The 20,628-nt window shown below is 47.7% G+C and carries 19 protein-coding genes and 1 other RNA gene; 1 reads left to right on the forward strand and 19 read right to left on the reverse strand.

The annotated features are described in order from the left end of the window. Positions 1-310: 310 nt before the first annotated feature. From ABEQ74_RS10970 to rpoE, 14 genes are all read right to left on the reverse strand, one after another. Positions 311-580, reverse strand: a complete 270-nt coding sequence (locus tag ABEQ74_RS10970) for a pro-sigmaK processing inhibitor BofA family protein (RefSeq protein WP_430122222.1) — start codon at positions 578-580, stop codon at positions 311-313. A gap of 43 nt (positions 581-623) precedes the next feature. Continuing rightward, entirely contained in the window at positions 624-914 is a 291-nt protein-coding gene (locus ABEQ74_RS10975) for a hypothetical protein (protein ID WP_430122223.1), read from the reverse strand. A 222-nt stretch (positions 915-1,136) separates the two neighbouring features. Next, positions 1,137-1,736, reverse strand: coding sequence for a recombination mediator RecR (recR, locus tag ABEQ74_RS10980; protein WP_430122224.1), 600 nt, complete (start codon positions 1,734-1,736; stop codon positions 1,137-1,139). A gap of 25 nt (positions 1,737-1,761) precedes the next feature. Next, positions 1,762-2,073: a YbaB/EbfC family nucleoid-associated protein gene (locus ABEQ74_RS10985; RefSeq protein WP_009595540.1), complete on the reverse strand. Its 312-nt coding sequence runs from the start codon at positions 2,071-2,073 to the stop codon at positions 1,762-1,764. 40 nt (positions 2,074-2,113) lie between these two features. Beyond that, positions 2,114-3,829 (reverse strand): DNA polymerase III subunit gamma/tau, encoded by a 1,716-nt coding sequence (gene dnaX, locus ABEQ74_RS10990; protein WP_430122225.1) that lies wholly within the window; start codon positions 3,827-3,829, stop codon positions 2,114-2,116. Positions 3,830-4,136: 307 nt separating this feature from the next. Further along, positions 4,137-4,403, reverse strand: an RNA gene (gene ffs / locus ABEQ74_RS10995) — signal recognition particle sRNA large type. A 117-nt stretch (positions 4,404-4,520) separates the two neighbouring features. Further along, entirely contained in the window at positions 4,521-4,718 is a 198-nt protein-coding gene (gene rpmE / locus ABEQ74_RS11000) for a 50S ribosomal protein L31 (protein ID WP_006207505.1), read from the reverse strand. 182 nt (positions 4,719-4,900) lie between these two features. Next, positions 4,901-6,178: a radical SAM protein gene (locus ABEQ74_RS11005; RefSeq protein WP_430122226.1), complete on the reverse strand. Its 1,278-nt coding sequence runs from the start codon at positions 6,176-6,178 to the stop codon at positions 4,901-4,903. A gap of 35 nt (positions 6,179-6,213) precedes the next feature. Beyond that, the gene (gene rho, locus ABEQ74_RS11010; protein ID WP_430122227.1) at positions 6,214-7,542 is read right to left on the reverse strand and encodes a transcription termination factor Rho; all 1,329 of its coding nucleotides are present in this window, start codon (positions 7,540-7,542) and stop codon (positions 6,214-6,216) included. A 154-nt stretch (positions 7,543-7,696) separates the two neighbouring features. Then, positions 7,697-8,956: a UDP-N-acetylglucosamine 1-carboxyvinyltransferase gene (locus ABEQ74_RS11015; RefSeq protein WP_430122228.1), complete on the reverse strand. Its 1,260-nt coding sequence runs from the start codon at positions 8,954-8,956 to the stop codon at positions 7,697-7,699. Between the two features lie 239 nt (positions 8,957-9,195). After that, a complete protein-coding gene (fba, locus tag ABEQ74_RS11020) occupies positions 9,196-10,050 on the reverse strand; it encodes a class II fructose-1,6-bisphosphate aldolase (protein ID WP_430122229.1) in 855 nt (284 codons plus the stop codon). A 173-nt stretch (positions 10,051-10,223) separates the two neighbouring features. Next, positions 10,224-10,616, reverse strand: a complete 393-nt coding sequence (locus tag ABEQ74_RS11025; protein ID WP_053490642.1) for a response regulator — start codon at positions 10,614-10,616, stop codon at positions 10,224-10,226. 265 nt (positions 10,617-10,881) lie between these two features. Next, entirely contained in the window at positions 10,882-12,483 is a 1,602-nt protein-coding gene (locus ABEQ74_RS11030; RefSeq protein ID WP_430122230.1) for a CTP synthase, read from the reverse strand. Between the two features lie 692 nt (positions 12,484-13,175). Further along, complete coding sequence (rpoE, locus tag ABEQ74_RS11035; protein ID WP_430122231.1) at positions 13,176-13,730, reverse strand: DNA-directed RNA polymerase subunit delta; 555 nt, start codon at positions 13,728-13,730, stop codon at positions 13,176-13,178. 367 nt (positions 13,731-14,097) lie between these two features. Here rpoE and ABEQ74_RS11040 point away from each other — a divergent pair, with 367 nt between their 5' ends. Then, entirely contained in the window at positions 14,098-15,243 is a 1,146-nt protein-coding gene (locus tag ABEQ74_RS11040) for a S8 family peptidase (protein ID WP_430122232.1), read from the forward strand. A 98-nt stretch (positions 15,244-15,341) separates the two neighbouring features. Here ABEQ74_RS11040 and argS read toward each other — a convergent pair whose 3' ends face one another. From argS to ABEQ74_RS11065, 5 genes are all read right to left on the reverse strand, one after another. Then, entirely contained in the window at positions 15,342-17,021 is a 1,680-nt protein-coding gene (argS, locus tag ABEQ74_RS11045; protein WP_430122233.1) for an arginine--tRNA ligase, read from the reverse strand. Beyond that, positions 17,021-17,443 carry a DUF1934 domain-containing protein gene (locus ABEQ74_RS11050; RefSeq protein ID WP_430122234.1) on the reverse strand — a complete coding sequence of 141 codons (423 nt, stop codon included), beginning with the start codon at positions 17,441-17,443 and terminating at the stop codon, positions 17,021-17,023. Before ABEQ74_RS11050 ends, argS begins: the two co-directional genes overlap by 1 nt. A gap of 277 nt (positions 17,444-17,720) precedes the next feature. Continuing rightward, positions 17,721-18,392: a GNAT family N-acetyltransferase gene (locus ABEQ74_RS11055; RefSeq protein ID WP_430122235.1), complete on the reverse strand. Its 672-nt coding sequence runs from the start codon at positions 18,390-18,392 to the stop codon at positions 17,721-17,723. 336 nt (positions 18,393-18,728) lie between these two features. Next, positions 18,729-19,400 (reverse strand): GNAT family N-acetyltransferase, encoded by a 672-nt coding sequence (locus ABEQ74_RS11060; RefSeq protein ID WP_430122236.1) that lies wholly within the window; start codon positions 19,398-19,400, stop codon positions 18,729-18,731. Positions 19,401-19,448: 48 nt separating this feature from the next. Then, positions 19,449-20,306, reverse strand: a complete 858-nt coding sequence (locus tag ABEQ74_RS11065) for a carbon-nitrogen hydrolase family protein (RefSeq protein ID WP_430122237.1) — start codon at positions 20,304-20,306, stop codon at positions 19,449-19,451. Positions 20,307-20,628: the final 322 nt, after the last annotated feature.

The following is a 20,628-nucleotide window of genomic DNA, read 5'->3' on the forward strand; positions in this document are numbered from 1 at the left end:
ACTGACGAGAATGTGTTCATTCTCTTTATGTTCCATCATCCAACAAGCAAATGCTTGTACATGATGATTTCACAATGGATTCCAATGATGAAATCCTTACTCACTCGTTGTTCAGTTTTCAAAGATCAATCGTTATTTTGTTTGTCATCCGCATCTCAGCGGCGACTTTTATAATATATCATACTAGCTTGCTGTTGGTCAAGAACTTTTTTCGATAATTTTTATATCAATTTTCTGCCTGACCCGTGAATCTCTATCACCCAATAATCAAATGGGCGAACATTAATGTATCATAGATTATCATCCCGCGTCAACCACCTAGTATAATTATTTTTAAACCAACGAGAAGGGCGACTCCTGGCAATCCCAAGGTCATGACGGTTCCTATGGTCATCGGATTCAGCGGAATATACGTCTGGGCCGCTAAACCCGTGAAATTTATGATATAGATCGCCACAGCGGAAAGAGCAAGATGTGCCCCGAATAACGTCAACCATCCTAATCCGAGTTTCTTTCTAAATACAATATAGATGAGCAGCAAGAGTGATATACACAAGACACCAAGCACAATTAATTTCATATATACTTCTCCTTCCAGGGTTATTAGGCTTCTTCTTGCTGATCTATCCATTCTCTCTTTTCTGCTCGATGTATTGCATTCTAGCTCCATCCAGATTTAACTGCTTGGCTTGTTTGAGATTCATCTGATACTTGCGTTCTGCTGCCTCCAGTATGTAGATCGCATAATCAATCTGGTCCTGCCCTGTAGCCTCTTGAAACAGCATTTGAGCCCGCTCCCACTCCATTTGCGATTTACGAACGTCGAGGAACACATGCCACATGCGCTCCTGCTCCTCTTCCGTAATATATACTTCCTCTTTCTGCTGCTTTGACTGTTTCCACCATATTTTCATTTACTCACACCCCTATGGATATAATGTTAGAGACCTTTATAATCAGACCTGTCTTTTAACATTCATATCAAGAGAGGGACAAACTTAGAACTAAAAGAATCCTCTATCCTCTACTTTGTCTCCTACTAAGCGAGCAAAGAAAAACGAGCCATCAGATTGCTTCTGAGGCTCGTTCTTATGTTTTTTTCATATAATCCTTGGATGCATAATACACCCAAAATATCAGTTCAGTTCACGTCGTCCTTCAAGCGCCTTGGATAAAGTGACTTCGTCTGCGTATTCCAAATCACCACCAACTGGCAGTCCATGGGCAATCCGGGTCACTTTGATATCAAAAGGACGAACCAGACGCGATATATACATCGCTGTTGCTTCCCCTTCAATATTCGCATTCGTTGCCAGTATCAGCTCTTTCACTCTCTCATCACTCAGACGCGTGAGCAACTCCTTCAGACGGATTTCATCCGGTCCGATCCCCTCCATAGGGGAGATCGCTCCATGAAGTACATGATAATAGCCATCGAACTCCTTCGTACGCTCCATAGCGACCAGATCCTTCGCATCCTGTACAACGCAAATGACCGAGGCATCCCGGGTTTTGTCTTGGCATACCCGGCATGGATCGGTATCTGTGATATTGCAGCAAATGGAGCAGTAGTGCAGATTTCTTTTGACACTTACCAGTGCCTTGGCAAAATCAATAACATCATCTTCCTTCATGTTCAGAACATGAAAAGCCAGGCGGGCGGCCGTTTTTGGCCCCACACCCGGCAGTCGCGTAAAGGCGTCGATGAGCTTCGCTATCGGTTCAGGATAGTACAAATGTAACTACTCCTTCTAGGTTAGATTAGAATAAGCCCGGGATCTTCATGCCGCCTGTAAATTTACCCATATCTGCATTTGCAATTTCTTCAGCCTTGGCAAGTGCATCGTTAACTGCAGTCAGCACCAAGTCTTGCAGCATTTCCACATCATCCGGATCAACAGCCTCTGGCTTGATGTTGATGGACAAAATTTGTTTATGACCATTCGCTTCAACGGTAACTACGCCGCCACCGGATGTTCCTTCAACCGTTTTGGTAGCAAGCTCTTCTTGAGCTTTCAGCATTTGTTCTTGCATTTTCTTCACTTGCTTCATCATTTGGTTCATATTATTCATAATTCATCTCTCCTTATAATAGGGTGCACGCTAGGGCGTGCTAATCTTTTATGACAACGAGGTCTTCTCCAAATAATTGGATCGCCTCATCAATCCATGGTTTTTCTCCACCGTCATCCGCTTCCTCATGCTCAAGCTTCAGCTCTTCTGCTTGAGGCTTGCCGGCTCCTTCTACCGCCTCGCTCCAGTCGCGGAGCATCATGGTGACTAGGTGATACGGATTGCCAAGCATGGATTCCAGAACCCCTTCAATCACCTGCTTATTGGCAGGCTTCTCGGTGGTTTCGCGGTGGATGTTATTTTTGAAAGCGACAAGAACCTTGTCTTCCCATACGGATACCGGCTCTCCGTCCATCAGCCACGCGTGAACGGTCACCTTCTCTTCTTTTACATTCTGCAGAATCTGCGGCCATTGCCGCTGAACCAAAGTAAAGTCCTCACCTGTTCGGCAAGATACATATTGATCAATATGCTGTGGGATCTTGGCTGAGGAGGCTGCTTTGGGTGCAGGTGTACGGGTAGACTTCGCCGGTTCGCGCTGGTTCGAAGCAGGGACACCATTCTGTATCAGACGCTCCAGCTTCTTCTCAAGTGCAGCTACATGCTGCTTTAACTGGACAAGCTCTCCCGCATCAGCGGATTGGCGAGATACTGCTGACCCGCCGGCCGATTGAGTAATACCGGAAAGCTTAAGCAGGGCCACCTCAAACAGGGTCTGTGGCTGCGAAGCGTATTTCATCTCACTCTGGTACCGATTAAGCGTATCAATCATTTGGAATAATTCATCCCGGCTAAAAGCATCGGCCATTTCTTGAAACTCGGCTGGATTCAGTACCCGATCGGTCAGCTTGTCGGCATTGGGCACCATCTTAATCATAAGCAAATCGCGGAAATAATACAGAAGATTCTCCATGCACTTATCTGCACTCTTCCCCTCTTGCATAAACTGCTCTACGATCTGCAGTACAAGTCCGGCATCCCCTTGCTTCACTGCACTGGCCAGGCGACCAAACTGCTCTGAGGCAATTCCTCCGGTCATGTCCATGACCTGACGGTAAGATACCGTTCCGCCTGTGAATGAAGCAATCTGATCCAGAATGCTCAGCGCATCGCGCATACCGCCATCAGACAGACGTGCAATGTACTCCAGCGCCTCCTGCTCTGCTGTTATCCCTTCTTCCCCGCAGATCTGCGCCAAGCGCCCGGTTTGTTCCTCCAGAGAAACTCTGCGGAAGTCAAACCGCTGACAGCGCGAGATGATCGTTGCAGGAAGCTTGTGCGGCTCTGTTGTAGCCAGTATAAACATCACATGTGCCGGTGGTTCCTCCAGCGTTTTCAGCAAAGCGTTAAACGCCTCCGTCGTCAGCATGTGTACTTCATCAATAATATAAACCTTGCGCCGGACCTCGGTCGGTGCATATTTGACTTTCTCCCGCAAATCACGAATTTCCTCGACACCGCGGTTGGATGCAGCATCGATCTCTTGAACATCCATAACGGCTCCAGACGTTATACGACGGCAAGCCTCGCATTCATTGCAGGGCTCCTCAGCCGGACCACGCTCGCAGTTCACGGCTTTGGCCAAAATTTTAGCGGCACTGGTCTTGCCCGTACCCCGTGGACCGCTGAACAGGTAGGCATGGGAAACCCGCTGCTCGCGTATGGCGTTCTGCAGGGTCTGGATAATATGCTGCTGGCCCACCATGTCGCCAAATGACTGTGGCCGCCAAGCTCGATATAACGCGATATGTTCCACTATGCTATACCCTCTTTCAACTTCCACCTCACGATAAATGGAGAGCCTCAACCTCCAAAGGTTAAGAACCCCTTCCTCGTGTGCTTTACTATTATGTTTATAGTCCTTCTCAATTCTAAAGAGTTGAGTTAACGGTTATATTATACTACATTCTATACTACTTTCCCCAGCCTTAGCAAAACGTTTACTTGGAAATCTTTATCCAATCCATATATAAAGGGATTCGCGAGGAAGGGCTTAAAATCCTGGCAAATTAAGACAAAAACACCCTTGCCAAAGGCAAGGGTGTAACGTGCAGATATGTATACCGTGCACCTGTTATTGATGATTGCGATCCGAGCGGCAATCCTGAGCAACAGCTCGGGCTAGGCACCCCTCCGGCACAAAAGCGGTCTTGCTTATGGCTGCTTCCTTCCGGACCTGACCAGGTTCACAAGTGCTCATTGCGGAGGACCCAACCGTCAACGCTGAGCGCAGGGACCAGCCTCACATCGACAATACCTCTAACAGGAATTCAACCTCGCTACAGCGGATTGCGAGTTACAGGGCACCGCTACCTCCCCGTCTAGCACGGCGAACTTTAGTATATCGCATGGCTATCAAAAAAGCAACCGACGGAAAAAGTTGCTTAGTCACATGGTTCCATATTCAGACAAAAACCCTTCGTCTATAAAGACGAAGGGTCCGTTTATTAGATACCGTATTTCTTCTTGAATCGATCGACACGACCACCTGCATCCAAGAACTTCTGTTTACCAGTGAAGAATGGATGACAGTTCGAGCAAATCTCTACACGAAGATCTGGCTTTACAGAACCTGTTTCAAACGTATTACCGCAAGCACAAGTAACTGTAGTAACGTGATATTTCGGTTGAATATCCTGTTTCATTGTAGCTTTCACCTCTTTCCGCCCTGAGCCTCAAGCGGACCCAGAGTTATATGGACACATAAAATCAGTATATCACGAGCATATTAATTGCGCAATAGCCTATACTTAATTGATCAAACAAGCCCATAATTGGGCCCTCGACCTATTTATGGAATACTCATCAGCCGAATAATATCCTCCAGTTAAATAATCAATGGTTTCTTCTTCGGCCTAGCTTGTCCTGCAGGCGGAACATGTGTATAAGAACCAATTACCACATCCGGCAGCTCTTCCTGCATAATCTCGATCGCCTGCTTCATGCCCAGAATATCGCCTTGTGCAGGCGGGATAAGCTCAAGATAGCTCTCAGGATCAATATTGAGGTTACGCAGTTGAATTAATTTGAGACCTGTTCGGCGGGCAAACTCTATCATGGCTTCAAGCTCTTCCTCGCGATCAGTCACGCCCGGGAAAATCAGATAGTTTATGGAAGTATAGACACCTTGATCCGTAGCGTAGCGGAGAGACTTCTCCACATTCGCTAGCGTATAGCCTCTCGGCTTATAGTATGCGTTATAATGGGCATCCAATGCACTGATCGTGCTGACCCTCATCAGATCAAGACCAGCATCCACAATACCGCGGATAAAGTCGGTCAGACCCGCGTTGGTATTGATATTAATATATCCCATATCAGTTCGCGCCCGTACTTCCCGCATCGCTTCTATGATGATCTTAGCCTGTGTAGATGGCTCACCCTCACACCCTTGTCCAAAGCTAATGATTGACTCCGGTGTTTTCAGATGCTCCAGCATGACCTGTACCAGTTCATCCACTCTCGGACGGAAATTCATTCGTGTCTGAGGCGAGACAAATCCGCTGTCATCCGGCTGTTCCGAAATACAGCCGAAGCAGCCTGCATTACAAGAATAGGACACGGGAACAGCGCCTTCCCAACGATTCAAAAAGGTGTTGGATGCCGTTAGGCATTCGTAACCTAATGCACAGTTAGACAGGTGTTCATAGAGCCGATTCTCTGGATATTTCTCCTTCAATGTCTTAACCCCGAGCTCCAGGTCGCCCAGATCACAATTCACAGGATTCCATTTCTCCGGATCATCGGACATACGAGCTGTCGTATAAAACCCGCCATCCTTCCATACAACAGCCGAATAACCAAACAGCGGCAGCTTATATTCCTTGTCTGATTTCACGTAACCCGGTAAGCACAAACGGGTGTAACCCTGCGGTAAGAGGGCTCCCACAGCGGTATACCCTTTTTCAAGCGGCATCATTTCACCCGTTTCCGGGTCCATTCCAATCGCGTGGGTGCTTGGCAGCCCAACAAGCGTAGCTCCTTCAGGCAAAGGTATCAATTCATCATCCAATATCTCTACGATCATATCTCCACTGCGGGCAAGCCCAAACAGCTCGGAATGATCATATACATTCCCTTGTTCATCTGCATAAACCAAATACATGTTGATCTCCTCTATTCTCCGGTCGATTCAGAGCTTTAGCTCTGAGGAGCCGTCGCAGCAGATGCTCGCGATGGGCGTCTGGCTGTCTGGCTCGGAGTTCCGGTTCCACTGCTGTTATTAGCATTAACATCAAAAGTTGCCAAGAATTCGGCGTTGGTCTTCGTGTCCCGCATTTTTTTGAGGAAGCCTTCCACAAAGTCTGCGGAATCATTCATATTTTTACGGATCGCCCAAATCGTATCGAGTTCATCCTTGTTCAAGAGCACCTCTTCACGACGGGTACCCGAACGGCGAATGTCGATTGCCGGAAATATACGGCGTTCAGCAAAGCGACGATCCAAGTGCAGCTCCATATTACCTGTGCCTTTAAATTCCTCATATATAATATCATCCATCCGTGACCCGGTATCCACCAAGGCTGTGGCCAGAATCGTCAGACTTCCGCCTTCTTCCACATTACGCGCCGAACCAAAGAACCGTTTCGGACGGTGGAACGCCGCTGGATCAATACCCCCGCTTAATGTTCTACCGGAAGGAGGAATAACCAAGTTATACGCTCTCGCAAGACGGGTGATGCTGTCCAGCAGTATAACAACGTCCTTCTTATGCTCTACTAGCCGCAGTGCACGTGACAATACTAGCTCCGCCACCTTAATATGATTCTCCGGAAGCTCGTCGAAAGTAGAAGCGACCACCTCACCCTTGACGGACCGCTGCATATCAGTCACTTCTTCAGGTCGTTCATCAATAAGTAGAACAAACAGTTCAATCTCTGGATTATTGGTTGAAATACTGTTGGCTATTTCTTTTAAGAGGAGCGTTTTCCCTGCTTTTGGCGGTGCTACGATCAAACCGCGTTGTCCTAAACCTACAGGTGCAAGCAGATCCATAATTCGGGTTGACAACTGATTAGGGGATGTTTCAAGAACAAGCTTTTCTTGCGGATATAGAGGAGTCAAGGCTGGGAAGTGTAATCGTTCTGCAGCAACCGCGGGGTTCTCACCGTTCACGGCATTGACCTGCAGAAGTCCAAAGTAACGTTCGTTCTCTTTGGGCGTCCGGCATTTGCCCGAAACTAAATCTCCGGTACGCAAATCGAATTTGCGAATCTGAGAGGCCGAAATATAGATGTCCTCTGTGCTTGGCAGATAGTTGATGGGTCTAAGAAAACCGTATCCCTCGGGTAAAATCTCGAGTACACCTTCCATGAACATCAAGCCGCTCTGTTCGGCCTGAGCCCGTAGAATAGCAAATATTAATTCTTTCTTCTTCAATTGGCCGTAATAAGGAATCTGATATTTTTTGGCCAGCTTATACAGATCCGTCAGCTTCATGCCTTCCAAATCGGCTATTTGTAAATCCATTCAATAACCACCTATTCAATTATTTGTTTCTGACACAGCGATAATCTGCTGTCATATAGTCTATTATTCTATGAAAGCTATATTAGGAGCATTACCCAAATCAGAGGGAGATATGCAGTTATCGCCGCATATTTCCCTCGGGTATGTTAAAAAATCATTCTTCCTCAGTCTCCCGCCATACGTCCGCACCCAGCATACGCAGATTGGACACCAGATGGTCATAGCCACGGTCAATGTACTCCACGCCGCTAACTTCCGTGATCCCTTCAGGCACGGTTAAGCCCGCTATTACAAGAGCCGCTCCTGCACGCAGGTCGGTCGCTTTGACTTTAGCTGCATTCAGCGGACCGCCTTCAATGATGGCAGAGCGTCCCTCCACCCGGATTTTGGCCCCCATACGAACTAACTCTGGAACATGTTTAAACCGGTTGCTGTACACAAAATCGCTAAGGACACTGACGCCTTCGGCTTGCGTAAGCAAGCTGGTCATCGGCGATTGCAGATCCGTAGCAAATCCAGGATAGATCAGCGCCTTCACGTCTACATGCTGATAGCGGTCCTTACCGATGACACGAATGCTTTCATCTAACTCTTCGATCCCAACGCCCATTTCAATTAACTTGGCAGTAAGAGCTTCGAGGTGCTTTGGAATAACGTTGTCAATCAATACATCGCCACGTGTAGCCGCAGCTGCAATCATATATGTACCGGCTTGAATCCGGTCTGGAATGATGGAATGACGGCAGCCATGCATCTCTGTTACGCCTTCAATCCGGATCGTCTCCGTACCAGCTCCCTTAATGACAGCTCCCATGGAATTTAAAAGTGTTGCAACATCTATAATTTCAGGCTCTTTCGCCGCATTTTCGATAATTGTGGAGCCTTTGGCTTTCGCAGCCGCCAGCATAATATTAATCGTCGCACCGACACTGCTCACATCCAAGTAGATCTTTGCACCCCGCAGCTCTTTGGCATGCAAATGAATCGAACCGTGTTCATTCGTCACGGTTGCGCCAAGCGCTTCAAAGCCCTTAATGTGCTGGTCGATGGGACGAGGTTCAAAATTACAGCCGCCCGGCAAACCGATTACGGCTTCCTTGAATCTTCCAAGCATAGCGCCCATCATGTAATAGGACGCACGCAATTTCTTGACGGGTCCGTTAGGCATCGGAATGGATTTGATATCAGAAGGATCAATTCTCATCTGATTACCTTCCCATGAAACTTGGCCGCCTAATTCCTCAAGAATCTCAGCATAAACAGCCACGTCACTAAGAAGCGGCAAATTATCAAGCACGACTTCCGATTCCGCCAGGATTGCGGCAGGAATTAACGCAATTGCACTGTTCTTGGCACCACTGATCGTTACGGTACCACGCAGTGGGCGTCCACCGCTGATCATCAATTTCTCCATATGCTTTCGGGTCCCCCTACATCACTTCGCAGCCGGAAATGGTTCTGATGTTGTGAAAGTCACAACCATGCTGTACTGATTCCATATCTTAATAAATGAAATGGAAAGACACCGGCTAGGCGGTGTACTTTCCATTTCACGGTATGCAACATAAAAACGTTCTAAATATCTTTGTAGCTTATATCAATATCGTATTGCATTGCAACTGCTAATGCAAACGGACATAGGCTTAGCGGAAATTAAGCTTGGTTGTTGGAACCAAACTCACGGATCTTGCCAACAACTGTTTCCTTAATTGCCTCACGGCCTGGTTTCAAGAATGTACGCGGATCATATGCTTCTGGTTTTGCAGCAAGCACTTCACGAACAACCTTAGTGAAGGAAATTTGGTTCTCGGTGTTCACGTTGATTTTGGATGTGCCCAGCGAGATTGCTTTCTTGATGTCATGAGTAGGAATGCCTGTTCCGCCATGAAGCACCAGTGGAAGGCTGACTGCATTGCAGATTTCTTCCATCTCTTTGAAACCAAGGTTTGGTTCGCCTTTGTAAGGACCATGAACAGAACCAAGTGCCGGTGCCAATGTGTCGATGCCTGTTTCGTTCACGATGCGTACGCAGTCGTCAAGCTTCGCATACATAACGTCACCGATAACATCATCCTCTTGTCCACCAACCATGCCAACTTCAGCTTCAACGGATACGCCTTTGGCATGAGCATACTCAACCACTTGTTTTGTCGTTGCAATATTCGTCTCAATCGGGCTGTGGGAATCATCAATCATAACTGAAGTGAATCCAGCGTCGATAGCTTCTTTACATTTCTCAACACTTGAACCGTGGTCAAGGTGAATGGCAACAGGAACTGTAACTTTCAGATCCTCCATCAAACCTTTTACCATGTGAACAACGGTGCTGAATCCACCCATATAACGAGCAGCGCCTTCGGAAACACCCAAAATTACCGGTGATTTTTCTTGTTCAGCTGCTTCAAGAATGGCATAAGTCCATTCCAGGTTGTTGATGTTGTATTGACCAACAGCATATTTACCTTTAAGAGCTTTGTTCAGCATGTCTGTCATTGATACTAATGGCATGGTTTCATCCTCCTATAGATGCTTAGTTTGTCTATGGTTTTTAGCCGATATAACATACGGACTTATTATACCACATCGCGTCATAAATACTAAACAAGCATTTCCGAAAAGGATGCGAAGGACCTCACATTTTGGAAAAAAAAGAATTCCGCCCCGTGAGCAGAATTCATTATTCAACCGATGTTATTCGTGATCCCTTTCAACTGCATATTCACCGCTTGCCGCATCTCATCAATATCAAACGGTTTGGTAAAATGCATCAATGCACCAAGATCCGTTGCTTCCTTGATCATATCCAGCTCTCCGTAAGCTGTCATCATGATCACCTTAATGTCCGGATTCATCTGTTTTATATGCTTCAAGATCTCAAGCCCGTCCATTCCAGGAATTTTCATATCCAGCAGCACAAGATCCGGTACATGCAGCTTCACAATTTCCAGCGCAGCCTTGCCGTTTGCTGCTTGAAACGTCTCATATCCTTCACTGCTGAAGACTTCCACAAGCAGGATGCGGATACCATTCTGGTCATCCACAATCAGCACTTTGTGTTTGCCTTGTTTGCTCATCCCTTCCAACCTCCCGATACTTAAATCGCACAATGAGTATGAATGCAAACTCAAAAGTTCCTAACTTTCCCATAAACCGGCCATTACTTGTATTCGCTTGTAGTGTTCAAAAATCCTTCCCATCCTAAAAAAAGTAAAGAAAAAAAGATCATGGAATGGATTCAAGCAGCCTTACATAAGATTTGTGGGAATTTATTGTAAGTCTTCCATACATAAGACAATATGGATCACAAAAAAAGAGCCTCTTCAAAAGAGGCTCCTTCCATTATGCCTGATGCTCGATCGAGGCTTTAACAAATTCACGGAACAACGGCTGCGGGCGATTCGGACGGGACGTGAATTCCGGATGGAATTGCACGGCAAGGAACCATGGATGCCCTGGCAGCTCTACGATTTCGACGAGACGCCCATCCGGGGAAGTTCCGGAAATACGCAGACCCGCTTTTTCAATGTCTTCGCGGTATTGGTTGTTGAACTCATACCGGTGACGATGTCTTTCATAAACCAGCTCATCCTGATAGCAGGACTCTGCAAGCGAACCGGAAGCCAGTTTACATGGATACAGGCCAAGGCGCATCGTTCCGCCCAGATCCTCGATATCCTTCTGCTCTGGAAGCAAATCGATAACCGGGTATTCGGTAGCTGGATCAATCTCCGAGCTGTTCGCACCTTGCAGATCCAGAATCGAGCGGGCGTATTCGATAACGGACACTTGCATACCAAGACAAATGCCGAAGAACGGAATATTCTTCTCGCGAGCATAGCGAATCGCGCTGATCTTGCCCTCGATACCCCGGTCTCCGAAACCGCCAGGCACCAGAATACCACCTATGCCGCTTAGCATTTCTCCCACATTATCCGCCGTAAGCTCTTCAGCGTTCACCCAGCGGATCTTCACATCGGCATTAGCATCAAAGCCCGCATGCGATAAGGATTCAACAACACTGAGATACGCGTCATGAAGTGCAACATACTTACCAACAATCGCAATTTCAACCGTTTTCTCCAGCTTGGATACACGCTCAACCAGAGCTTCCCACTCGCTCATATCCGGCGCAGGGGTAGTCAGCTTCAGATGATTGACAACAATTTCGTCCAGGCCTTCGTCGCGCAAATTCAGCGGCACCTCATACAGCGAGGATGCATCGCGGCATTCTACAACTGCATTAGGGTCGATATCGCAGAAGAGGGCGATTTTTGCTTTCATCTCAGTTGAAAGCTCATATTCCGTACGGCACACAATGACATTCGGCTGAATACCAATGCTGCGAAGTTCTTTTACACTATGCTGGGTCGGCTTTGTTTTCACTTCGCCGGCTGCCTTAATATATGGAATGAGGGTTACATGAATATACATCACGTTCTCGCGACCAACATCGCTCTTGATCTGGCGGATCGCTTCAAGGAAAGGAAGACTCTCAATATCGCCAACCGTACCGCCGATTTCAGTAATAACGACATCTGATCCCGCTTCACGGCCTGCACGGAATACGCGCTCCTTGATTTCGTTCGTAATATGAGGGATAACCTGCACGGTGCCGCCCAAATATTCGCCCCGGCGCTCCTTGCTGATAACAGAGGAGTATACTTTCCCTGTCGTCACATTGCTGTTCTTCGATAAATTGATATCGATGAAACGCTCGTAGTGTCCCAGGTCTAGGTCCGTTTCGGCACCATCATCGGTAACGAACACTTCGCCATGCTGATATGGACTCATTGTGCCCGGGTCTATATTAATGTACGGATCGAATTTCTGAATCGTTACTTTGAGTCCTCTGTTCTTCAGCAATCTGCCGAGCGAAGCGGCGGTAATCCCCTTACCAAGTGATGACACGACCCCGCCTGTTACAAAAATATACTTTGTCACTGTTAAAAACCCTCCTATATAATCTCCATAACTTCAGGCGACATATGATGTATATCCTAACCCGTTTTTCCCTGATTCATCAAAGGGATCAACAAAAAAGCATCGCTCGCTTCCACAAATGGTGAGCGAGCTAACCTCCGACCTATTACAAACCGCATACATGAAAACCCAAACTTCAGAGCCATCATACCAAGTGCTTTTCCGATATGAATGAGTCACCATGATCAGCGGCCTAATGCCTCTATAACCATCGCAAACCTAAAATTCCGCCATCCATTGTCGCCTTTTTAGGCGATTGACAGCAGATTATTTCACTGCAAGAGACCAGGAAAGTCCAGCCCTTACAGAAGGGATACTCTCCCAGCTCAAAATAAAAAACGACCATCGACGTACATTCAAGAAGACAGACCGCTTTTCATTAAATAGCTTCTCTTGCGATATGAGGTCCAGAAGCTAGCTTTGTTTTCACATTCTGCTCCCTAAAAACAAAAAAAGTGACCCCGAATAAATAACGGGGCACTTTTATATTAAACATATTTAAACCACAATCATAAGCCCAAGCAATAGTTTACTCTGTGCCTTGTCTGCTTGTCAAGAGAAGAACCAACCACAAAATCACCCAACCGGCAAAGAAGGTAAAACACAATCATAAACAACGCAAACAGGCCGCAAAATCCTTGCTTCAAGACTAGTTAGTCCTTATCGTCTTCCTCAAATTCTTCCTCTTCCAGATCATCTTCATCCTCAGAATCCGAATCCTCTTCATCCAATTCGTCGTCATCCAGAACAACATCTTCATCATCATCGGCATCATCATCATCCGAGAAGAGATCGTCGTCATCTTCATCATTGATGCTGTCGAAATCCTCCTCGGCATCGTCACCAGTATAAGTGTCCTCTTCATCCGTGAAGTCATCATCATCATCGTCTTCATCATTGATGATCCGCGGACGCTTGGCATTCGCAATCGGATCTTCGGACTTCTCCAGTGGATACCAGCGCTTCAGTCCCCACAGGTTCGTTCCTACACATGCGAAACGTCCGTCTATATTGATCTCGGTATATAACTGGGCAATCGTTTCGTTAATTTCCTGTTCCGTAAAGCCGCGAAGCTTGGCCACCTCATTCATAAGGTCACGGTAATAATACGGCGTATTCGCCGCTTTCAGAACCATAAAAGCCAGGTCAACCATTGGGATTTCCTGAATCTTCTCCGGATCGAGCTTTAAATTGAGCGGATTACTCACTAACGCACACTTCCTCTCACACAATCTTCACGTTATACCCTCAACATATCCATTATCAAAACTAAGTAAAACCTATTTGGAAATAAAAATCAAGTTTTAATGTGCGCCATTTGCTTACAGCCCCAAATGGAAAAAGACGGAGATACTTTCTCTCCGCCTCCTGACTGTACCCGCCCCAAGGATCGACTCCTTACGGGATAGATAAGAGAACCTTGATATTCTCTCCATGTATCTTATGTTCTCCCTGCTGCTTTGACACGGTAATCAGGGCCTATTTCCCGGAAAAAGGGCATCCTCCCATTCGGGCTCTCTCCCTAGCTCATACAATACTGAAGCAACGGTTCTTCGAGAAGGGAGATTGCCACGCATGGATTACACCCGGATCATGCAATCACTACTTGCACAGACGAACCCTCTGCGGAACGTCCGGGATAAGAACCGGCGGCTCCTCACGTTTTATGACCCCCAGCTATATCGGCGTTGTATCGGTGAATGGAACCGACTTGCTGCGAAAAGGCGTTTCCCAAGTTCGGTCAGCTATTCATCGCTTACCCGCACTATCATCGCTCCTGCTCCCCAAACTGCGAAATTTGAGGCCGAGTTTCGAAATGAGCTGATGATTGAAGACGATGATCAAGTTCATATCCATGCCATACAGGGAACCATCGGATCGGTAACCGGGGTCCCATGGGGTATCAAGCAAATCAAGGCGCCCCAAGTCTGGTCCACCTCGACAGGATACCGTATAAAAATTGCTGTTATCGACACAGGCGTGGATTTCTCCCATCCCGATCTAAAGTATTCGCTGACCCGGGGAATCAACCTGGTCCATCGAAACATACTGCCTTATGATGACAATGGACATGGAACACATATATCAGGGACCATCGCTGCAGCTAACAGCCAACAGGGTATGATTGGGGTCGCTCCAAGGTCCGCCGTGTATCCGGTTAAAGCTTTTGATCATAACGGATCTGCCTTTGTATCGGATATCATTCTAGCCATCGATTGGTGCGTGCGCGCGGAAATCGATATCATTAATATGAGTTTCGGTATGCAAACCCGTAACCGAGCGCTGCTTGATATTGTAAACAAGGCCAACCAAGCGGGCGTCATTATTGTAGCTTCCTCAGGCAATGACGGCAGACGCCGTACAGTCGACTACCCTGCTCGCTATCCTCAGACCATATCTGTCGGGGCTACCGATCGCAACCGGAGAGTCCCTCCCTTCAGCAACCGCGGGCAATTCGTTGATATCTATGCACCTGGCGACAAAATTGTGTCAGCTTGGCTGCAAGGAAAATACCACGAAATGAGCGGCACCTCCATGGCCACTTCACACATCAGTGGGGCAATCGCCCTGCTGCTTGCGCAAAAGCCGGGCCTGAATACAGCGACGGTGAAGGCCCTTCTCCGTCGAACTTCCTCCCCGCTTAAGCTCAGAAAAGGCACCAGTATCTCAGACGGAGAGGTCAATGCCTTGAAACTACTACGCGAGGGCATGAAATTATAAGCTTGCTTTTAACAGCCAATGTGGGAAATCCCTATACGAAACAACAGCCGCCTTCCCTCAGGAAAGACGGCTGTTCTCACATATTAAGGTTTAGACTCTTACATCCGTTCTGGTGCTGAAACGCCCATCAGACGAAGCACGTTAGCGATAACCGTACGAACGGCTCCAAGCAATGCCAAGCGGGCCTGCGTCTGGTCCGCATCTTCCGTAATTACACGCTCGGCTCTATAGTAGCTGTGGAACAGAGACGCCAGCTCATATACATACCGGATGAGTCGATGCGGTGCATAGTTCTCCGCAGCAAGCGACACCTCTTGCGGCAGCTCTCCCATTTTGCGTAAAATGTCGTATTCATGCTCGGTCGTAAGAACACTCAGGTTCACGTCGGCAAGTGGCAGCACGCTGACCCCTTGCTCCTCCGCTTGGCGGAATACGCTGCAAATACGAGCATGAGCATACTGAACGTAGAAAACCGGATTTTCATTGGACGTAGATACCGCCAGATCCATATCGAAATCCAAATGCGAGTCCATGCTGCGCATGGTGAAGAAATAGCGAATAGCGTCTACGCCGACTTCATCCATCAAATCTTCCATCGTGACCGCTTTACCGGTACGCTTGGACATCTTCACTTTCTCGCCATCCTGGAACAGGCTGACCATCTGAGCGATCAATACGATCAGCTTGTCCGGGTCATTGCCGAGGGCCTCCATCGCAGCTTTCATGCGTGGAACATAACCGTGGTGGTCAGCTCCCCAGATATTTAGGATCTTATCGTAGCCGCGCTCATATTTATTGCGATGGTATGCAATATCCGGTGTCAGGTACGTATAGGTTCCATCGTTCTTAACGAGGACCCGGTCCTTGTCATCACCATAGTCGGTTGTACGAAGCCAAGTCGCCCCATCCTTCTCATAGGCTTCGCCCTTGGCTTTCAGCTCTTCCAAGGACTTCTCTACAAGTCCATTGTCATACAGCGACGTTTCGCTGAACCACTCGTCAAAATGTACGCGGAATCGATTCAAGTCGCGCTTAATTTTACCCAGTTCTTTCTCCAGACCAAACTCGCGAAGGAATGCCGCTCTCTCCCCTGGTTCCATGGACAGCAAAGAATCGCCCTTCTCGGCTACCAACTCTTTGGCGAATCCTTTAATATCTTCACCGTGGTATCCGTCTTCCGGCATCTCGGCATTCTGTCCCAGTTCCTGCAAATAACGGGCTTCCAGCGATTTAATCAGGTTTACGACCTGGTTACCTGCATCATTAATGTAGTATTCCCGTGTTACCTCATATCCTGCATAATCGAGCACATTACATAGCGCGTCGCCTACGGCTGCTCCGCGGGCATGGCCCAAGTGCAGGCTTCCGGTCGGGTTGGCACTAACAAACTCCATCTGTACCTTTTGCCCTTTGCCTGTGCTAATCCGCCCGTAGTTATCGCCCTGCTCTTGTACCAAAGCAACGATTGGATAGAGATATCCCTTGTCCAAGGTGAAGTTAATGAACCCTGGTCCGGCAATTTCAGCTTTTTCAATGGAAGCCTTCGCCGTATCCAGATGCTCCAGGATAGCCTCCGCAATCATACGCGGGTTCTTCTTGGCAATTCGCGTCAGCTGCATTGCTACGTTTGTAGCCAAATCGCCATGCGACTTATCCTTCGGAACTTCCAGCGTAATGGCCGGCAGCTCCTCACGGGAAACCAGTCCCGCAGCAACGGCAGCATCCGCCACCGCTTCTGCAACCAGCCCGTTAATGTGATCTAATGGATTCATTGTCATTATTCATGTGCCTCCCGAATAGTCAAACTAATAGAAAAGTGTCCCGATAACTCGCCGAACACATATAAATCATACGCCCAAGCCGCTCGGCCGGATAAGCCATCAAGCTCCAGCTCCAAATGCCGGGTGTGCGTAGACAATTGAAATGAAGTGAATGGGGAGCGGTAATATCCCGGCAATTGCTGTCCAAGACGAAACGACTGTTCGGACTCCACCTGGCCGTGACGGATCAGCTTCAACTCATCCTCTGACAGCTTAAGCATCGCCCGGGTTTCCCCTTGATGCGGGCCAGCAGCTGGCTCGATATAACGAACATACAGCACGTTTCCCTTGATAAACGCTTCTCCTGGAAGCTCCTGCACCGTGTTCTCTTCTTCATGAAGACTCTGAAGACGGATGCTTACTCGATGTCGGTCGTTCATATACGTTCCTCTTTTCCTTACCTATTGTATTACTATATCCAGTATAGCCTTGCAATTCAAATGAGGATTTTAGCAAAATAAGAAGAAAAAACACCGAACAACGCATACTCACTAAGACAAACCACGTGCAAAGAGGCTCTTCCTGCGTTTATCGAATGGTTCAGTCTGGCCTAACTAATCTACTATATAGAATACCAAAACATTACACACCATGTGCACAAGAACAATGGAATAGCCTGATTCTGGAACGAATCAGGCATTCACGTAATTACTTAGGTTACAACGGCAGTAGGGATACCATCTTCCGCGCCTCCAGCTTGGCCACCATATCAACCCAGGCTTGTGGTTTGTCCGGCAGCACCGAATAGTAACGTTTCAGGAAGTTCACGATCAACTCGGCTGGAAGTTCATTAACAATTTCGTCTCCCGGCATGAAGCAGAGATCCAGGCCGCTTACCGCTTCGCCATCCTGGCTCCACGAAGGATGAACATAATTAATATCCGTGCGTTTGTAGCCAAGATGCGACAATACCTCGCGTCGAACGAACGGATCCATCGGCTTTACCCCGCCAAATGCATAATCCTGCACCCGGTACGGATCATAAATCTCAGCAAACATGCCCAGCAGCTCTTTGCCGTTTGCAGCCGCCAATTGATTCAGATCCTTCAAGCGATGCTGTGCCAGAAAGCGTCCGATGCCAAGCCCTTCACGCCCGATGATCGTAAAATCGGTCATCGCTACATTCCAGTCCTCGTAATAGCGGTATTCCGTCGTACCTACCACCTCGCCCTCATGCAAGGCAACAAACACCCGAATGCCTGGATCCTCCAGCGGCTCCTTCCATTGACTGAACTCCAGCACCTCTTCCGGAGGGAACACTTCCTTCATCAGATTGTGCATGCTGCGGAACAAAGGATCCTCAATGCTCGTTATGCGAATATATTCCATTAAATGAGACCTCCTCATTAGTCTAGTAATCTAATCTGTATACCTTTGGCAGAATAACTTCAATCTTAATATAACTCGGATTGTGATGTCTCAATGTCCCACTCTATGAGATTGAACATCCAAGATCTGCAAAGTACCAAACACGAGAAAAAATATAGTCATGATAATAAGTGAGATGCCGATCCACTTAAACAATCTCATATTCTTATTATCTTTCTTTGCTTTAACAATAAAAAGGATTCCTGCTATAAGAAATAAAAGTGCGATGATAATTACCAAAGAACGACCCCCTCTTCGTTGAAGCCGTGTTCAAATATCTGATGCAAAATGAAACGATTATCCTCTAAATGGATTCTTCCATTCCATCAGGGCCCCATAATTACAGGATTCCTCATCCTCCAGATAATCTGCTGCTACTCCAACGGGCGTGCGGCCGCATCGCAGCAGAAAGGTAATAACCGGATCTTTAAGTTCTCCGCGGACAACAGCATCCAAGTAATCCGCTGCCGACATTTCATGAGCATACCGATGATAACCCGGCATCCGTCCGCCCCCAAGCAGCCGCTCCAGCCCTTGCTCCACGGTCACATGATACAGCGACTGAATGAGCCATTTGCCGAGGCCAAGCTTGCGAAAGCGTGGTCTGACGCAAATGTCAGCGATGTACAGCGTGTTCCCGTCCGGCTTATGCGTACGAATGTACCCATTATCCGTAGCGTCTGCCCAGGAATGCGCAGGCTTCATCGGATCATAATCTACGATGAGCGAGGTGATCGACCCGGCGAGCATGCCATCCACTTGGGCGCATAGGGCGCCCTCCGGAAACAAGGTGATATGCTGCATCAGCTGTTCCTTGTTCCACCACTGCTCCGGCGGATATGGAGGCGGGAAGGTCTCGGATTGAATGACGATCAGCTCATCAAAATCATCCTGTGTGTAGCTTCGAATGACAACCGGCACCGGCCGGGTGTCGTCAAATACATAGAACTGTTGATAAAACCGGGCCATTACCTCTACACCGCCTTTGTCCTGTTTTCTCAATGAAGATAAACGTGCTTACTCCCAATCCGGATACAAATCCGTGCGGCGGTCTCGCCATGTTGTGACGGATCCTTTCTCGCGCACTTGATACAATAAATCCAGATCGAGATCGGCTGTGATGATCATGTCGTTGTTCAGCTCTCCCTCAGCCAGCAAGCCCTGTGGAGGGAAAGGAATATCGTTCGGGGTAATGATGGCCGCCTGTCCGAAGTTGGCACGCATCAGATCCACCGTAGGCAGTGAGCCAACAGTACCGGTCAGCACGACGTAAACCTGATTCTCAATCGCGCGGGCATGACTGGTGTAACGCACGCGGTGGAATCCATGGCGGTCATCTGTGCAAGATGGACAGAAAATAACGTCCGCTCCTTTGGCCTTGGCCATGCGCACGATCTCAGGGAACTCGATGTCATAGCAGGTCAGCATCGCAATCGTGCCTTTTTCCGTTTCGAACACTTGGAGCCCCTCGCCTGCCCCCATATTCCATCCCGTAATCTCTGAAGGTGTAATATGAATTTTGGCCTGCTCTGCAATGCGGCCGTCCGGATAGAACAGATGCGCCACATTGTACAGCTTTCCTTCCCGGCGAATGACGTGGGTTCCGCCAATGATATGCATATTATATTGCTTCGCAAAGCCCTGGAACAGCTCGCGGTAACGGTCTGTGAAATCCGGAAGGTCATTGATCGTTAACGCCTTACCCTGATCGTCGCCAATGGACATCAGCTGCGTTGTAAAAAACTCCGGAAACAGCACAAAATCTACTTCAAATTCCTCAGCCGTCCGGATATAGTGCTCCGACTGGCGGGCGAAATCGTCAAAGGATTGAATGGTGTGCAGATGATATTGCACGGCAGAAACGCGAAATTTCATGCTTGTCCTCCTTATGCTTGGCTTGATGCTCTCATTATATCGGATTCTATGCCCATCGAACATGGGGAACATCAAGTCCTCCATCCTGGGGAACCCTAATTCTGGTGGTATGGCTCGTACACTGAAACACCAATCATCCCTGAGAAAACGAAAACTAAAAAAACTTATTTTATGAAAAAATACATATCAATCATACCCGCGCTTAACAATTCTCCTGTATACTGTCGTATGTAGGCTCTTGTCTACCTTAGGATTCTGTCCCTTACAAGCACACACGCTGGCCCGGCTTTAACGTCAGGCTGTCAGCTTACTAAAATACAAT

It is taken from the genome of Paenibacillus solani, from assembly GCF_050475945.1.
Lineage (GTDB): Bacteria > Bacillota > Bacilli > Paenibacillales > Paenibacillaceae > Paenibacillus_AQ > Paenibacillus_AQ solani_A.

What these genes read in the sequence shown, in the direction of transcription:
- ABEQ74_RS11015 (WP_430122228.1), bottom strand. Translation starts at nt 8,956, where the DNA reads ATGGAGAAATTGATGATCAGCGGTGGACGCCCACTGCGTGGTACCGTA.
- ABEQ74_RS11050 (WP_430122234.1), bottom strand. Translation starts at nt 17,443, where the DNA reads ATGAACGACCGACATCGAGTAAGCATCCGTCTTCAGAGTCTTCATGAA.
- ABEQ74_RS10975 (WP_430122223.1), bottom strand. Translation starts at nt 914, where the DNA reads ATGAAAATATGGTGGAAACAGTCAAAGCAGCAGAAAGAGGAAGTATAT.
- ABEQ74_RS11005 (WP_430122226.1), bottom strand. Translation starts at nt 6,178, where the DNA reads ATGTATTTGGTTTATGCAGATGAACAAGGGAATGTATATGATCATTCC.
- rpmE (WP_006207505.1), bottom strand. Translation starts at nt 4,718, where the DNA reads ATGAAACAGGATATTCAACCGAAATATCACGTTACTACAGTTACTTGT.
- ABEQ74_RS11060 (WP_430122236.1), bottom strand. Translation starts at nt 19,400, where the DNA reads ATGGCCCGGTTTTATCAACAGTTCTATGTATTTGACGACACCCGGCCG.
- argS (WP_430122233.1), bottom strand. Translation starts at nt 17,021, where the DNA reads ATGACAATGAATCCATTAGATCACATTAACGGGCTGGTTGCAGAAGCG.
- ABEQ74_RS10985 (WP_009595540.1), bottom strand. Translation starts at nt 2,073, where the DNA reads ATGAATAATATGAACCAAATGATGAAGCAAGTGAAGAAAATGCAAGAA.
- rho (WP_430122227.1), bottom strand. Translation starts at nt 7,542, where the DNA reads ATGGATTTACAAATAGCCGATTTGGAAGGCATGAAGCTGACGGATCTG.
- ABEQ74_RS10970 (WP_430122222.1), bottom strand. Translation starts at nt 580, where the DNA reads ATGAAATTAATTGTGCTTGGTGTCTTGTGTATATCACTCTTGCTGCTC.
- ABEQ74_RS11065 (WP_430122237.1), bottom strand. Translation starts at nt 20,306, where the DNA reads ATGAAATTTCGCGTTTCTGCCGTGCAATATCATCTGCACACCATTCAA.
- ABEQ74_RS11055 (WP_430122235.1), bottom strand. Translation starts at nt 18,392, where the DNA reads ATGGAATATATTCGCATAACGAGCATTGAGGATCCTTTGTTCCGCAGC.
- ABEQ74_RS11040 (WP_430122232.1), top strand. Translation starts at nt 14,098, where the DNA reads ATGGATTACACCCGGATCATGCAATCACTACTTGCACAGACGAACCCT.
- ABEQ74_RS11025 (WP_053490642.1), bottom strand. Translation starts at nt 10,616, where the DNA reads ATGAGCAAACAAGGCAAACACAAAGTGCTGATTGTGGATGACCAGAAT.
- fba (WP_430122229.1), bottom strand. Translation starts at nt 10,050, where the DNA reads ATGCCATTAGTATCAATGACAGACATGCTGAACAAAGCTCTTAAAGGT.